General features: G+C 47.4%; 13 protein-coding genes. 8 read left to right on the plus strand and 5 right to left on the minus strand.

Features of this window, described 5'->3' with window-relative positions:
• Nucleotides 1–86 precede the first annotated feature (86 nt).
• Both LL912_RS23170 and LL912_RS23175 read left to right on the plus strand, forming a co-directional pair.
• A complete protein-coding gene (locus LL912_RS23170; protein WP_235555999.1) occupies nucleotides 87–1,670 on the plus strand; it encodes a DHA2 family efflux MFS transporter permease subunit in 1,584 nt (527 codons plus the stop codon).
• 493 nt (nucleotides 1,671–2,163) lie between these two features.
• Nucleotides 2,164–2,730 carry a YdcF family protein gene (locus LL912_RS23175; protein WP_235556000.1) on the plus strand — a complete coding sequence of 189 codons (567 nt, stop codon included), beginning with the start codon at nucleotides 2,164–2,166 and terminating at the stop codon, nucleotides 2,728–2,730.
• Nucleotides 2,731–2,795: 65 nt separating this feature from the next.
• Here LL912_RS23175 and LL912_RS23180 read toward each other — a convergent pair whose 3' ends face one another.
• Complete coding sequence (locus tag LL912_RS23180) at nucleotides 2,796–3,809, minus strand: cytochrome d ubiquinol oxidase subunit II (RefSeq protein WP_235556001.1); 1,014 nt, start codon at nucleotides 3,807–3,809, stop codon at nucleotides 2,796–2,798.
• Nucleotides 3,810–3,884: 75 nt separating this feature from the next.
• Nucleotides 3,885–5,195, minus strand: a complete 1,311-nt coding sequence (locus LL912_RS23185; RefSeq protein WP_235556002.1) for a cytochrome ubiquinol oxidase subunit I — start codon at nucleotides 5,193–5,195, stop codon at nucleotides 3,885–3,887.
• A 315-nt stretch (nucleotides 5,196–5,510) separates the two neighbouring features.
• Here LL912_RS23185 and prfB point away from each other — a divergent pair.
• From prfB to pyrR, 3 genes are all read left to right on the plus strand, one after another.
• Nucleotides 5,511–6,600, plus strand: a protein-coding gene (prfB, locus tag LL912_RS23190; RefSeq protein WP_235556003.1) for a peptide chain release factor 2 whose coding sequence is annotated in 2 segments (ribosomal slippage) — nucleotides 5,511–5,570 and nucleotides 5,572–6,600 — 1,089 coding nt in all. Because the reading frame shifts where the segments join, the coding sequence is not laid out codon by codon here.
• Nucleotides 6,601–6,725: 125 nt separating this feature from the next.
• Nucleotides 6,726–8,357: an L-glutamate gamma-semialdehyde dehydrogenase gene (gene pruA, locus LL912_RS23195; RefSeq protein WP_235556004.1), complete on the plus strand. Its 1,632-nt coding sequence runs from the start codon at nucleotides 6,726–6,728 to the stop codon at nucleotides 8,355–8,357.
• Nucleotides 8,358–8,427: 70 nt separating this feature from the next.
• Nucleotides 8,428–8,955 carry a bifunctional pyr operon transcriptional regulator/uracil phosphoribosyltransferase PyrR gene (gene pyrR / locus LL912_RS23200; protein WP_235556005.1) on the plus strand — a complete coding sequence of 176 codons (528 nt, stop codon included), beginning with the start codon at nucleotides 8,428–8,430 and terminating at the stop codon, nucleotides 8,953–8,955.
• A 266-nt stretch (nucleotides 8,956–9,221) separates the two neighbouring features.
• On the opposite strand, the gene LL912_RS23205 is transcribed toward pyrR, so the two are convergent.
• Nucleotides 9,222–9,746: a DUF4943 family protein gene (locus LL912_RS23205; protein ID WP_235556006.1), complete on the minus strand. Its 525-nt coding sequence runs from the start codon at nucleotides 9,744–9,746 to the stop codon at nucleotides 9,222–9,224.
• A gap of 202 nt (nucleotides 9,747–9,948) precedes the next feature.
• Nucleotides 9,949–10,587 (minus strand): hypothetical protein, encoded by a 639-nt coding sequence (locus LL912_RS23210; protein WP_235556007.1) that lies wholly within the window; start codon nucleotides 10,585–10,587, stop codon nucleotides 9,949–9,951.
• A gap of 212 nt (nucleotides 10,588–10,799) precedes the next feature.
• Here LL912_RS23210 and LL912_RS23215 point away from each other — a divergent pair, with 212 nt between their 5' ends.
• The 3 genes from LL912_RS23215 to LL912_RS23225 all read left to right on the plus strand — a co-directional run bounded on the left by LL912_RS23215 (nucleotide 10,800) and on the right by LL912_RS23225 (nucleotide 14,306).
• Entirely contained in the window at nucleotides 10,800–11,663 is an 864-nt protein-coding gene (locus LL912_RS23215; RefSeq protein WP_235556008.1) for a DUF6624 domain-containing protein, read from the plus strand.
• A gap of 111 nt (nucleotides 11,664–11,774) precedes the next feature.
• The gene (locus LL912_RS23220) at nucleotides 11,775–12,029 is read left to right on the plus strand and encodes a hypothetical protein (RefSeq protein ID WP_235556009.1); all 255 of its coding nucleotides are present in this window, start codon (nucleotides 11,775–11,777) and stop codon (nucleotides 12,027–12,029) included.
• Between the two features lie 369 nt (nucleotides 12,030–12,398).
• On the plus strand, nucleotides 12,399–14,306 hold the full coding sequence (locus LL912_RS23225) for a DNA topoisomerase IV subunit B (protein WP_235556010.1): 1,908 nt from the start codon (nucleotides 12,399–12,401) through the stop codon (nucleotides 14,304–14,306).
• Nucleotides 14,307–14,427: 121 nt separating this feature from the next.
• Here the strand turns inward: LL912_RS23225 and LL912_RS23230 are convergent, their stop codons facing one another.
• Nucleotides 14,428–14,874, minus strand: a complete 447-nt coding sequence (locus LL912_RS23230; protein WP_235556011.1) for a hypothetical protein — start codon at nucleotides 14,872–14,874, stop codon at nucleotides 14,428–14,430.
• Nucleotides 14,875–14,972: the final 98 nt, after the last annotated feature.

Genomic DNA, 14,972 nt, shown 5'->3' on the forward strand with positions numbered 1-14,972 from the left:
CATTTCTTTCTGCCCACATTTCGCATCTCGCCATTGACAATTGACTATTCATACCAGACCATACACAATAAACAGATATTGAAAATATGCAACAGGACTCCCTTGTAGAATATGGTGCGCGGCGTGTAATTGTTACCGTTACTGCGATCATTTGTGCGTTGCTCGAGATTGTAGACAGTACCATTGTGAATGTGGCGTTGAACGATATGAAGGGAAACCTTGGTGCCACTTTGTCTGAAGTAGGCTGGGTGATTACAGCTTACGCCATCGGCAACGTAATCATTGTTCCTATGACGAGCTGGCTTTCGCAGCAATTTGGCCGGAGAAATTATTTTGCCGTATCGATTGTATTGTTTACGATTTGTTCCTTTTTGTGTGGCAATGCCTCCAACATCTGGGAACTGGTAGCATTCCGTTTCCTGCAGGGAGTAGGCGGCGGTGCCCTGCTGGTAACATCCCAAACGATCATTACCGAATCCTATCCCGTAGAAAAGCGAGGGATGGCTCAGGCGATCTATGGGTTGGGCGTAATTGCCGGTCCAACACTGGGACCTCCACTTGGGGGCTATATCGTAGATAACTTCAGCTGGCCGTATATCTTTTATATCAACATCCCCCTGGGCATTATTGCCACGTTGCTGACCCTGCAATTTGTGCGCAGCCCAAGATATGCAGAAAAAAAAGCCGCGCATGAAATTGACTGGCTGGGCATCTTTCTGTTAAGTGCAACTGTCGGATCCCTGCAATATATCCTGGAACGGGGTCATGAGGATGACTGGTTTTCCAGTAAGATCATAGTAGTGCTGACCATCACGGCAGTTTTGGGATTGTTCTTTTTTATCTGGCGTGAATTAACGTATAAGAACCCGATTGTAGAGCTACGGGTATTGAAGAACGGGAATCTCAGGATCGGTACAGTAATGTCCTTTATACTGGGTTTCGGTCTGTATGGGTCCACCTTTATTGTTCCGCTGTACACCCAAAGCATCTTAGGGTGGACGGCGCTTCAGTCGGGGATGTTGATGATACCGGCTACGCTGGCCACCGCCTTCATGATGCCCTTTATCGGACGGATGATTGCAAAGGGCGTTCCACAGCAATACCTTGTAGCTACTGGGTTATTCCTCTTCTTTGTGTATAGCTTCTGGGGCTATAAGATCATTACGCCGGACACAGGGAAGGATGCGTTTTTCTGGATGCTGATTGTTCGGGGGGTAGGGTTGGGATTGTTGTTTATACCCATTACCACATTGGCATTGTCGACCCTTAAAGGGCAGGAGATTGGCCAGGGTGCTGCCTTTACGGGGATGATGCGCCAGTTGGGAGGGTCTTTCGGAGTAGCCGCCATCACTACATTTATTGCAAACCGGAACATGCTTTACCGCAATGACCTGGTATCGAAGCTGGATGTAAACGATCTTAATGTACAGCAACGTGTGAGCGCCCTGCAACATAACTTTACCGCTAAAGGCATGACGCCGGATGCGGCCCTGGCGTCGGCGCATAAGATCCTCGATTTTACCGTAACCAAACAGGCTACTGTACTTTCCTATATGGATGTATTTCTTTACCTGGGATTAATGTTCCTGATCTGTATCCCCTTTATCTTGTTTATTAAAAAGAAAAGGGGGAAGCAGGAGAAAATGGATATGGGTGAAATGATGCATTAACCAGGACCAGTTCCAGGTCCGGATCCTGCATGTGAACAATGTTTGTTCTTTAATCTGAATTGATGTATTGAACGCCTTACTTTTTAATTTGATTTTTGATATGTTACTACAGTCCTCCGGAAGCCAGATCCTGAGCCATAGAATTTAGTATCTATAATTTAATGCTTTGTCCTTTATTTGGTTCTTGTCTTTTGGTATTTGATATTTTAACTAATTATCGCGATCGTCATGCTGACTGTAATGGAGGCGTCTGCCCGACATATATGAGGCCTCTCCCCACGGTCGAGGTGACGTTCAAAAAAAATGTTTCATGCGTTAATTTGGAATGCATACTTTAGAATTTACTGCTTTCTTTACCGTATTTTTATTCCCGATGTTGCAAAAAATAATCGCTGCGTTGGGAGTTTTATTGATGCTCGTTTCTATAAACGGATGTATGGTCTCATACCGGAAGCGCCCAACACGTTTATACGAAAAAGTCCTTTCAAACGAAATGACCTTTGATGCAGGCATTGTGCCCGGTTACCCGTTTAAAGATGGAAAATGGGATACCGTAATGAAGGGTAGGGTACTCTGGGCCACCTACCTGTATGAACGGGGCATTATCCGGAACATCATCTTTTCCGGAGGGGCTATTTATTCGCCCTATTATGAAGCCCGGATCATGGGGCTTTATGCACAGCAACTCGGGGTGCCGGAAAAACATATTTTTTATGAAACAAAGGCGGAGCACAGCACGGAAAATCTTTTTTATTCTTACCAGATCGCAAGACAGCAGGGGTTTAAATCCCTGGCATTGGTTACAGATCCCTTTCAGTCGTCGATGATGAAGGGATTCACCAAGCGTAAGTTTGGCACCCGGATCATGCATATTCCCTTTATGGTAGACACGTTGAAAAAACTCAATCAGGTAGATGTGCGCATTGATCCGGCACCGGCCTATGTACAGCCCTTTCAATCGATCCTGGAGCGGGAAGGATTTTTCCGCCGGTTTTGCGGTACATTGGGCGCTTTTATTCCCTGGGAAGATAGATGGCGGAGAAGAGCCAGGCCTTTGTAGTGCAGTACCCCGCTCAATGTCCACATTCTGCCCGGGTCAGCGTCCGCACTGACCGGATGTAAACGTTAATCGACAGTTTCTTCCTGCCGGTTAAAGCTGTAAAGCAGATAGAACAGGGCCGGTAAAATAAAAACGCTTCCCGCCAGTAAGGCAACAGCCAGGGCATGGATGGTTTTGTCGGAACCCCGGTGGCTAAGCAATGATAGCCCTTCCGTATTTCTCAGGTTGATCAATACGGGGTAATGCTCATAGGTAATGGCCACGAGCAGCAAGGTGATCTGCGCTCCGGCAATAATCCGCAGCCACCGGGTCGATTTGCGGAATAGTGAAATCCACATCCAGGTTAATGAAAGCGCCGCCAGCGCCACACAGGCAATACTGACCGGATTTCCAAAAAGCCAGTGTGCCAGCGGAATACCATCCTGATGGGCGGCTACGAGAACCAATGCTGCAGCCGCAATGGCAGCCAGGCTCATATGCTGGGCTTTCTGAATAAACCGCTGGCGTTCGGTTTCCGTTTTTGTTTCGCCGATAATAAAAACAGCCGCCAGGAATCCGCAGATCGTAGCCGTAAAAATGCCTACTGAAACCGGAAAGAACCCCAGCCAGCTAAAAATATAGGCGTCCAGAAAATGGGTGGCATGTGGATCAATTTTGCCCGATACGGCGCTACCCGCGATGATGCCCAGGAACAGCGGCGTAATGACGCTGGAATACATAAAGGTTTTGGAATAGACCACCTGCATTTTATCCTGAACTGCATCATAGTTCCGGAAACTGAACGCCGTACCCCGGGCTACAATGCCCAGTAACATTACCGTAAGGGGAATATGCAGGTAAACCGATACGGTAGCATAGATTGCCGGGAATCCTACAAAGAGGATCACAATGGCAATGATCAGCCACATATGGTTGGCTTCCCAGATGGGCCCAATAGCACGGTACATGACCTTCCGTGTTTGATCCTTGCTTTTACGTGTAGAAAGGAATTCGAGGATGCCTGCACCAAAATCGGCGCCTCCCATGAGTACATACAGCAGGATCGATGCCCACAAATAAGCCATTACTACGTAAAGCATGTTTTATTTATTGTTTATTGTTTTTGGTTTGTCGTTCATTTCGGACCTCAGACGATAAACCTCCAACGTCAGATTCTACGCAACATCATACAATTTCCCCACCATCTTCACCTGCCGGTATAAAAGCAGCATTACAATAATGCTCAGTGAAACATAAACGGCGGTAAAAATATAAAAGGAATAAACAATGCCAGGCATGGGCGTAACCGCATCGCGGGTGCGCATGATGCCATAAATGATCCAGGGCTGGCGGCCCACTTCCGTTACCGTCCAGCCTGCTTCTACGGCGATAAAGCCCACGGGAATGGCAATAGTAAAAAGTTTTAATAACCATCGCTTTTCCAGCCAGTTCCTTTTCCTCCAAAGGGTAAAAAAATAAAAGAGGGCGATCAGCAACATCAGCATGCCCAGTCCTACCATTACCTGGAATGCATAATGTGTAATGGCAACGGGCGGATGCACTTCTTTTGGAAAGGCATCCAGGCCGGTTACGGGCGTTTTAAAATTGCCATGTGCCAGGAAACTCAAGGCTCCGGGGATCTTCAACGCATAATGAACGGTATCGTTTCGTTCATCGGGAATGCCGCCAAGAATGAGCGCCGCCCTTTCTTCTGTTTTAAAATGTGCTTCCATGGCGGCGAGTTTTACCGGCTGGCGTTTGGCCACATCTTTTGCAGAAATATCGCCGCTTAACGGCTGCAGGATGGCGCCCGCACAGGCAAATACGGCGGCAATGCGAAAGGCTTTTGTATGGAACAGTACATTCTTCCGTCTCAGGATCATCAGCGCATGTACACCGGCAACGGCAAAGCCCGTAGCCGTAAGCGCTGCCAGCATCATATGCAGCGCCTGCGAAAACCAGGCGTCATTAAACATGGCTGCTATGGGATCTATGTTAAGGTATTGTCCGTTTACATAATCAAAACCTGCCGGGCTGTTCATCCATGCGTTCGCAGCCACCACCAGGATTCCGGAGGCCAGTCCGCTTACGCCAACAATGACACCGGTAAACCAGTGAAACCATTTATTAAACTTATTCCACCCGTATAAATAAAAGCCCAGTGCAATGGCTTCAATAAAAAAGGCCGTGCCCTCCAGTGAAAACGGCATGCCAAAAATGGGTCCGGCATGTTTCATAAATTCCGGCCAAAGCAACCCCAGTTCAAAGGATAATACAGTGCCGGAAACCGCGCCTGTAGCAAAGAAGATCGCCACGCCTCGGCTCCATGCCCGGGTTACATTGCGATACACAATGTTGCCTGTTTTAAGCCATTTAAAATGCGAAACCGCCATGAAGAACGGCATGATCATGCCGATGCAGGAAAAGATAATGTGAAATCCTAAAGAAAGCGCCATCTGCGACCGCGCCGCAATAAAGTCATCCATAATGCATGGATTGGTTTAAAAAAGACCGCTTATCCGCGGTATATGCAAAGATAGCTTAACGGTGTGATGAAACCAATTGAACAAACGCATACAAGCGCATCTGCTGGTTTCACTTCTTCGGTCCCGCCAGAAAAGAATAGCAGCACCGCCGCTGAACGGAGCGACGCAAGTAAAGCTTGATAGTAGTGCCGGCGCCTGGCCCATAAGTCAAAAACTGTGTTTTATTAAATAGAACACGGGTTGCAGCGCCCTATTCTTGAACAATCGTTTGTGCAAGCAGCCACAAATCGGAAATAGACTGTATCTTTGCAGCCTATGACACAGGAAAAATTACAGGATATGCGGTCCCGCGTTCTCGGGATAAGGAGGTTTCTTTGACGTCGAGAACCGTCAACAGAAAATCAATGAAGATAAGCAGCTTTCGTTAAGTCCCGGTTTCTGGGACGATAATCAGCGTGCTACGGAAATTTTAAAGAACCTAAAGACTAATGAATACTGGATGAACCTGTTTCGGGAGGCCGAAACGTCAGTAGAGGATTTTGCGGTGTTGTTTGATTTTTGGAAAGCAGGGGATGCGACTGAAGCAGAAACCCAGGAGGCGTATGACCAGGCCCTGAGCATCCTGGAGGATGTGGAGTTTAAAAGCACACTGAATGAACCGGAGGACGAATTGCCGGCAGTTATGCAGATCAATTCAGGGGCCGGTGGCACAGAAAGCCAGGACTGGGCCGAGATGATTGCCCGGATGTACCGGATGTACGGCGAAAAACAGGGCTGGAAAATTACCGAACTGGACTGGCAATGGGGCGATGGCGCCGGTATAAAAACGGCTACCCTGCAGTTTGAAGGTCCGTTTGCCTACGGGTTCTTAAAAGCAGAAAGCGGTGTGCACCGCCTGGTGCGGATTTCTCCGTTCGACAGTAATGCCCGCAGGCATACATCTTTTGCATCCGTATTCGTGTACCCGCTGGTGGATGATACCATCGACATTGAGATCAAGGATGCTGATGTGAAAATGGAAACCGCGCGCAGTGGCGGAGCCGGCGGACAGAATGTAAACAAAGTGGAAACGAAAGTATTCCTGACGCATATACCCACCGGCATCGTGGTGGTTTGCCAAACCGAACGTACCCAGATGGGCAACCGGGAAAAAGCTATGCAGATGCTGAAAAGCCGGTTATATGAAGAAGAACTGCGCAAGCGTGAGGAACTGAAAAATGCGGCGAACGCCAACAAGAAAAAGATTGAGTGGGGCAGCCAGATCCGAAGTTATGTGTTCCATCCCTATAAAATGATCAAGGATCACCGAACCGAATATGAAGTGGGAAATGTGCAGCCGGTGATGGATGGCGAACTGGATGGTTTTATCAAGGCCTACCTGATGCAGCGGAAGGAAACGGTTTAAACAGGGAAAAACAACACCCGTATCAGAAAACAGCTCATCGGAGTACGGCTTGTTCGAGGTTGTAAACAACCACGAATGTTGTTTTTATATTTTCAAAATCTTCAAATTTTCAAATTGAAATAAATATGCACCAGGGATCATTTTCTTATCCTTTGCCGGCCAATGAGCCGGTGCTGAATTACGCTCCCGGAAGTAAAGAACGGGAAGCCCTGAAGGCAGCGATCGCGTTGCTGAAAGGCGAAAAGGTGGATGTGCCGATGTATATCGGGGCCGAAGAAGTACGTACATCCAAAAAAGAGGTCATCCGCCCTCCGCATGAGCACCGGTTTGTGCTGGGGCAGTTTTCCATTGGCGAAAGAAAACATGTGCAGCTGGCCGTGGACGCGGCACTGGCGGCAAAACGATCCTGGGAAATCATGAGCTGGGAAAACCGTGCGGGTATCTTTTTAAAAGCGGCCGACCTGATCGCCACCAAATACCGGGGACAGATGAATGCTGCTACCATGCTTGGACAAAGTAAAAATGCCTACCAGGCAGAAATCGACAGCGCCTGCGAACTGATCGATTTCCTGCGGTTCAATGTGCACTTTCTGAGCGAGATCTATAAGCAACAACCCATCAGTGGTGCGGGTATGCACAACCGACTGGAGTACCGGCCCCTGGAAGGCTTTGTACTGGCCATTACCCCGTTTAATTTTACTGCAATTGGCGGTAACCTGCCTACCTCTGCTGCCATGTGTGGCAATGTGGTGGTTTGGAAACCGGCGCATACGCAAATTTATTCCGCGCAGCTTTTTATGCGCATCCTGAAAGAAGCCGGGCTTCCGGATGGGGTGATCAATCTGATTTACGTAGATGGCCCTGTGGTTGGTGATGTTTGTTTCAATCACCGGGAATTTGCAGGCGTGCATTTTACCGGGTCTACCGGTGTGTTTAACCATATGTGGGAAACCATCGGAAAGAATATCCCCAAATACCGGAGCTATCCGCGTATTGTAGGCGAAACGGGGGGTAAGGACTTTGTGATGGTGCATCGAAGTGCCGATCCCGGTGTAGTGGCAACGGCCCTTTTGAGAGGTGCCTTTGAATTCCAGGGACAAAAATGTTCTGCGGCATCGCGCGCCTATATTCCTTCTAATCTTTGGAAGGATGTGAAAAAATTACTGATCGAAGGCGTTCATTCCTTTAAAATGGGGTCGGTGGAAGACTTTAGCAATTTTATCAATGCGGTGATTGATGAGCGCAGCTTTGATAAAATAAAAGGATATATTGATAAAGCAAAGAAGGATCCCAAAGCAAGTATTGTGGTGGGAGGTACCTGCGATAAAAAAGAGGGCTACTTTATTCAGCCAACTGTGATTGAAACCAAGGACCCGAAGTATGTGACCATGTGTGAAGAGATCTTTGGTCCCGTGCTGACGGTATATGTATACCCCGCCGGAAGTTTTGAAAAAACGCTGGACCTGGTAGATAGTACATCGCCCTACGCATTAACAGGGTCGATCATTGCAACCGACCGTGCCGCCATCGAAACGGCAACCAGACGTTTATCCAATGCGGCTGGTAATTTTTATATCAACGACAAGCCTACCGGTGCAGTAGTGGGCCAGCAGCCCTTTGGCGGTGCGCGCGCTTCCGGCACCAATGATAAGGCAGGTTCCATTCTGAACCTTTATCGCTGGCTGAGCGTACGCACGGTTAAAGAAACCTTTAATCCCCCGGTTGATTACCGGTACCCGTTTATGGCAGCAGAATAATTTTTTTGTTTAACGTTTAAGGTTGTGGAACATTTTGAACCTTGAGCTTTAAGCTTTAAACCTTTTTATCTTGAAACTGATTTTAAAACAGGAAGAAATCGCGATTACGATCAAGCGCCTGGCGCACCAGATCGTGGAGAATCATGAAGATTTTTCGAAAATTGCCATTATTGGTTTGCAGCCGAGGGGTATTTTTTTGTCGAACCGCATTTATGCAGAGGTACAAAAAATATCGAAAGGGCAGGCGATCGATTACGGGAAACTGGACATTACCTTTTACAGGGATGATGTGCGGAATGAACTGCATGCTGCCAATGAAACGGATATCCCGTTTTCAATAGAAGGGAAAGATGTAATCCTGATCGATGACGTATTGTACACCGGCCGTACAACCCGTGCCGCTTTTGATGCCCTGCTGGATTACGGGAGACCAAAGAAAGTGGAACTCTGCGTGCTGATCGACCGCCGGTTTACCCGGGAGTTTCCTATTCAGGCCGATTATGTGGGCAAGTACATTGACTCTTTTGAAACACAGAAAGTGCTGGTGCGTTGGAAAGAAAATAGCGATAAAGATCATGTAACGATAACGGAAGGATGAATCATTGAAGGAATACGAAAGGGTGTAAGGATGACTTACACCCTTTTTATCAAAAACTATTACAGGAATAATGCAGTAGCCTTGCGTCCCCGGGATACCAGACCGGTTGAGTACACCGTTGATCAGTTTTCCGAAAAATCAGCGTAAAAGGCAAACAGTTGCGGAGCTGCGATCCTCCCCGAACGCTTTACCCATTCAAAAATAACGTGCTGACAGCCCATTTTAGAATCAGGATACGATATCCGTCCAATAATCTACGGGTAGCGTTACATCCATATATACGAAGTGCCGCTTAAAGCGCTATTTGTTTTCCAATCGCCGTTTTTATATTCACTCCACCACTGCCGGTATCTGTTGCTGAGCATCAATATCTCTGTAGAGGTAATACCTTTATATCTTTCGTTCACTCCTTTGGATGTATCGATCAGGTAGGGGGCAAGCGAGGAAGCGCCCCGCACGCCATTCACCAACCATAACAAACATTCACCTAAAATAAAATAATTTCTGCCTTCCGGAAACGGGCTGCGCGAAGACATGGGGTTGGTCGGAAATTTTTGTATATGCGTGGTGTCTTTGGATAATGCAATGAGCGCGGCAATATGTTCCGGCCCGAACCTCGGCGTCTGCAGCCATAGGCGTTCTCCTTTTTCGTTGCGCTCGTATAGGTTAAAGGTTCCGTTTTTTAGCTGTTGTACAAACCTTTCGACATCAGGATTACCGACATCAAGACGTTCTTTTTTACAGCCCATGAGAACGATGATTATTCCGGCAAGCAGTATCCATTTTTTCATGGCGATCCTGATTTTATTACGCAAGTGTAAAATGTTCGGGTTTGATGCCATTGTTTCGCAAATGGGCGCCGGTTGTTTGTTGGTAAAGGTAGAAAAGGATCCGCGAGAAACCGGCGCTGCGTAGATCAGCGGGAGATTGCGTCTTCCATGAACAATTCAATAACGGTTTGAGCGGATGCATAGTCAAGCGATAACGGATCTATTATTCCAGTATCACGCCCCATTCTGCCACATGGAAGCCCTTCCGGCGAACGGTTTCCTTTTTTGTATAAGGGAGCAGTTGTACCGGCCTATCAAGGGCCTTTACCAGATAAAACAATCTTAACATGGCATCCGGCTGCTCCGAAAAATGCAATTGAATCAGCTTTTCAATCACCGGTTTTTCCTGGGGATAAACGGCATAGTAAGGTGCGTCCTTTAACCGGGGAATCCAGTAATCGATAAAATCGCTGATCTCATTGGGCTTAAACTGACATGCCGCCATATCCGCTTCAAAAAAATGCTGCAGACTATCGCGTGATACCACCCGGCCGGCGTGCTTTTGCCATTGATCGGGTTGCCGGCTTTCATAAAAAAGATAATCGTATTGCCCGTTGATTTTACCGGACGGCGCCACGCTTACATTCCAGCCGGTATGGTAGGCGGGTATGGACGCGATCACCGATCCGCCCTGAGGAAAACTCAAACGGACCCGGAGATCTGTTTCTTTTAACGGGTAGATGTATATATTGGGTTTGTAAACTACAGGGCAGTTTTTACAGGGCTGTGGCTCCGGCTTGTCTTTTTTGCAGCCCGCGAAAAGAACCACACTCAAAGCGACCCAAAAATGTATTTTACTCATACAAACAGTTTCTTATTCAAGACGGAGAACCCTGATAAGACGCAACATAGGACATCAAAAAGCATCGCGATCCGGCAAGGATATCCGGGAAGCAGCTTTACGAACGCAAACGGACGCTGATTCTGAGGCACATGGGTTTAACTTCGGTTTTAGCCAGGATCTGAACCTTTGAACGGCTGGGTTGTTAAAAAAGAAAACCAGGCATTCCTACAATGCGATTGCTGTGCCTCCTTTTATTCTTTCTGTTTTGTAAAGAAACACCGGGTCAGACCGGAATTCCTTACGACCGTATTTCCGCGGAGCTGGAAGCAATTTTAGGTAAAGACCAGGGACCCCGCGATACATTGAACGCTTTAGCAGCAAAATATGGTGCCGGCGCAGATACGGTAACCCATTACTGGAGGTATATTGGTAAAAAAGATTCGGCAAATACCTTGCAGGTATCCCGGATCATTGACCAATACGGCTGGCCGGATCAGCGGCTGGTTTCGCCGGGCGCCTCAAAAGCGTTATGGCTTGTTATTCAGCATGCAGACGCTCTTACCCGCGAAAAATACCTTCCTGTGCTGGAGCAGGCGGTTTCACAAGGGAAGGCTTCCAAAGTATATGCGGCTTACCTGTACGACCGCGTGCAGATGTTTCGCGGATGTTTTCAGCTTTATGGAACACAGATGGGCGGCGATTATGCCGGGAATACCAGATTATGGCCGGTGAAAGACATGCTTCGCCTGGATATACGCAGGAAAACCATAGGATTACCGCCGATAAAAGAGGTACTCAAGCGTTATGAGATTTCCTGGTCCGATCCGGCCTGTGATTCGCTAGCCGGTAAGATTGTTTTTTACGGGTTGGTCAGTAATCAGCAAGGGCGTGGGCTTTCGGGTGTCCGGCTCTATGAGCCATCCGGCAAGCTTGCTGGTAAAACTGATGCGCAGGGCTATTTTTACATTTGGGCAAACCGGCGGGTATTACGAAGAGGATTGTTTTTTAAAGCCGCCGGATACCAAACCTTTGTATATTACTTCCGGAATAAAGCGGCGGAGGTGTTTTATGACACGGTGCAGCTTTCGAAATAAGCGGCTGACGAGAAATCTTAACAGCGGTGCCGTTTATTTGGCCTGATCTTGGTGGTTTTTCAGGGATATCTGTCGGCACAGCCCGGCTTTTTCATCATTAAAAAGAATGTTATGGAAACGGGATCAAAACAGTTTGCAATTGAAGTGACCATCGATGGCAAGCGGACACAGATACAGGTAACGCCTGCGGAAACAACAGATGGCGTTACGTATTATAAATGTATGGCAGAGGGTGATGAAATTACCCAGATCCGGAATGATGAAGGTATGTGGAAACAAATCTGGGGCGATTTAAGTGAGGAAGAGGTAAGAGCCATCGGAGCCGTGATCGACTCTTATACCGAGAAAAATAAGATTACATCCTAGATTCCGGGCATGCGCGTTTACTGAGCAGGGTGTAGCCAGGCGCTCAAACGAACCAAACCGTCCTACCAAATGCTCTTTTATAGCTTGCATAAACCTTAGCCAGGTGGGCTAAATAAGTGATTCCCGTTTTTTAACACGAAAATTTCATAATCGCTGCCACTTTCCGCGAAGATATACAGCAACCAATCCCTGGCGGCTAGTTGTTATTCCCGCCGGTTTGCGGATCTCCCCAAAGTTTAAACCGGTCGGTGGGGCTGTGTTGAGAAAATCAGTGACCAATCTCCCAAAATCTTTTTACATTTGAGCGTTTCATTCCGGACGGATAAAAAAACGGAACTGAAACACAGCATTTTAAAAAGGATTTGATTCATGGCAAAAGAAATGGCAGCACCAAAGGCAGGAGTAACATATGATGAGGATAGTATTAAAAGTCTGGATTGGAAAGAGCATATCCGCCTTCGCCCGGGGATGTATATCGGAAAATTAGGAGATGGCAGTAGCCCGGATGACGGTATCTATGTGTTGGTAAAGGAGGTAATGGATAACTGTATCGATGAATACATGATGGGCTATGGCAAAACCATCGAGCTAACGATCAAAGACAATACCGTAACCGTTCGGGACTACGGGCGTGGTATTCCGCTGGGGAAAGTGGTGGATGTAGTAAGTAAGATCAATACGGGGGCAAAATATGACAGCAGGGCCTTCCAGAAATCCGTTGGGTTGAATGGGGTGGGTACCAAGGCAGTGAACGCACTGAGCAATTATTTTAAAGTGATTGCAGTACGTGATGGCAAGGATAAAACGGCTGAATTTGAGCGTGGGGTTTTAGTAAAAGAAAGCAAAGAGGGGAAAACCACGGAAGACAACGGTACCCTGGTTACGTTTATCCCGGACGATACCATCTTTAAAAATTTCAAATTCCATCCGGAGTTCCTTGAAAACCTGATCTGGAACTATTGTTTTTTGAATGCCGGGTTGAAGATCGTTTTTAACGGCAAAACCTATGTCAGCCGTAATGGCTTGCTGGACCTGTTGCAGCGAAAGACCAATGAAGATGAGATCCGCTATCCGATCATCCACCTGAAAGGTGAAGATATCGAAGTTGCGGTTACACACGGAAACGATTATGGGGAAGAATTGTACAGCTTTGTAAATGGTCAGCACACCACGCAGGGAGGAACGCACCAGCAGGCTTTCCGGGAGGCCTTTGTAAAAACGATCCGCGAGTTTTATAAAAAAGACTATGAGGCCTCAGATATCCGTGGCGCCATTGTTGGGGCTATCGCCGTAAGAGTGGTAGAGCCGGTATTTGAAAGCCAGACCAAGACCAAACTCGGATCGCAGAACGTGGATATCAATGGTCCCAGCATGAAACAGTTTGTAGGGGATTTTCTTTCCCGGGAACTGGATAATTTTCTCCACAAAAATCCTTCAACAGCAGAAGCGCTGAAGAAGCGCATCGAGCAAAGCGAGCGGGAACGCAAAGACCTTGCAGGGATTAAAAAATTAGCCAATGAACGTGCCAAAAAGGCCAACCTGCATAACCGCAAACTGCGGGATTGCCGGGTGCATTTAAACGAGGAGCCGCCGGCAAAGAACAAGGAAGAGTACATTGCCAAACAAAACGAAACCACCATTTTTATTACGGAAGGAGACAGTGCCAGTGGTTCCATTACCAAGGCCCGGAATGTAGAAACACAGGCGGTATTCAGCCTGCGGGGAAAGCCGCTGAACAGTTTCGGACTTACAAAGAAAGTGGTATATGAAAATGAAGAGTTTAACCTTTTGCAGCATGCGCTCAATATTGAAGAGGGGATGGAAGGGTTGCGGTTTAATAATATCGTCATTGCTACCGATGCGGATGTGGACGGAATGCACATCCGGCTGCTGATCATGACCTTCTTCCTGCAGTTCTTTCCCGAACTGGTAAAACAGGAAAAAGTGTATGTGCTGGAAACCCCGCTGTTTCGCGTCCGTGACAAAAAGGAAACGATTTATTGTTACAATGAAGCGGAAAAAAAGGCAGCCATCCGGAAATTGACCGGTAAGCCGGAAGTAACCCGTTTTAAAGGGCTCGGGGAGATCAGCCCCGAAGAGTTTGCCCAGTTCATTTCCGGTGATATGCGCAAACAACTAATGCGCCTGGAGCAAGGCGATCATATTCAGCAATTGCTTGAATATTATATGGGCAAAAATACCATGGACCGGCAAGAGTTTATCATCGATAACCTGGTGGTAGAAATCGATCAGGCAGAAGAAGAGGCTGCGGCCTAAAAACGGTCGTGGTTGTTTAATGATATAAAGCGTGAGCGCATGATTCGATAGAGGATACGCCCACGCTTTTTTGAAATGACTGCTCTTGCTATAGCGGCTTGCGTTCAATGCGCTCCGGCTTTTAATTACCCGCCCGTTTAAACCGGCGGGTGTTTAAGACCGTGCCGTCAGCGGCTACCGTCAGGCGCAACATTCGTATGTCTTCATATAAAACGATATCATAAACAATGCCATTGGCATCGGATGTTTCGGTGACGCCGTGTATTGCTGCATTTTCGTATCTTTTATGAATTTTGTGAAGAATAGTTGCGGGAAGGCCGTTTTTATAATAGCGGATTGTCTGGATAAGGTTGCCGTTATAGTCGAACATTGCCCGGAACCGGGCCGTTTCTGTGTGGAAGTGAGCCTCACAGAAATCGACGGAATAGGTCCATTGAGCATCTGCTGCGGTCTTAAACAACAGGGTAAAGGTCTTCCAGACTTTTTCATTCACCGGAGGGTGGAGGTTTGCAGCCGGTGTTGTAAAGGATATCAGGAACAGGGCTGTGATAATAGTACAGGATTTCATAACAGGTGATTTTAATATTTTAGATAATGGGATTAACTGCAGGGCGGCTCTCCAGGTGTTCTGGACTGGGCCACATATCAGCGTGCGGTGTGGATAGT

Origin of the sequence: Niabella agricola, from assembly GCF_021538615.1 — a bacterium.
GTDB classification, from domain to species: Bacteria; Bacteroidota; Bacteroidia; order Chitinophagales; family Chitinophagaceae; genus Niabella; species Niabella agricola.

What these genes read in the sequence shown, in the direction of transcription:
- LL912_RS23170 (WP_235555999.1), top strand. Translation starts at nt 87, where the DNA reads ATGCAACAGGACTCCCTTGTAGAATATGGTGCGCGGCGTGTAATTGTT.
- LL912_RS23175 (WP_235556000.1), top strand. Translation starts at nt 2,164, where the DNA reads ATGACCTTTGATGCAGGCATTGTGCCCGGTTACCCGTTTAAAGATGGA.
- LL912_RS23180 (WP_235556001.1), bottom strand. Translation starts at nt 3,809, where the DNA reads ATGCTTTACGTAGTAATGGCTTATTTGTGGGCATCGATCCTGCTGTAT.
- LL912_RS23185 (WP_235556002.1), bottom strand. Translation starts at nt 5,195, where the DNA reads ATGGATGACTTTATTGCGGCGCGGTCGCAGATGGCGCTTTCTTTAGGA.
- pruA (WP_235556004.1), top strand. Translation starts at nt 6,726, where the DNA reads ATGCACCAGGGATCATTTTCTTATCCTTTGCCGGCCAATGAGCCGGTG.
- LL912_RS23205 (WP_235556006.1), bottom strand. Translation starts at nt 9,746, where the DNA reads ATGAAAAAATGGATACTGCTTGCCGGAATAATCATCGTTCTCATGGGC.
- LL912_RS23210 (WP_235556007.1), bottom strand. Translation starts at nt 10,587, where the DNA reads ATGAGTAAAATACATTTTTGGGTCGCTTTGAGTGTGGTTCTTTTCGCG.
- LL912_RS23215 (WP_235556008.1), top strand. Translation starts at nt 10,800, where the DNA reads ATGCGATTGCTGTGCCTCCTTTTATTCTTTCTGTTTTGTAAAGAAACA.
- LL912_RS23220 (WP_235556009.1), top strand. Translation starts at nt 11,775, where the DNA reads ATGGAAACGGGATCAAAACAGTTTGCAATTGAAGTGACCATCGATGGC.
- LL912_RS23225 (WP_235556010.1), top strand. Translation starts at nt 12,399, where the DNA reads ATGGCAAAAGAAATGGCAGCACCAAAGGCAGGAGTAACATATGATGAG.
- LL912_RS23230 (WP_235556011.1), bottom strand. Translation starts at nt 14,874, where the DNA reads ATGAAATCCTGTACTATTATCACAGCCCTGTTCCTGATATCCTTTACA.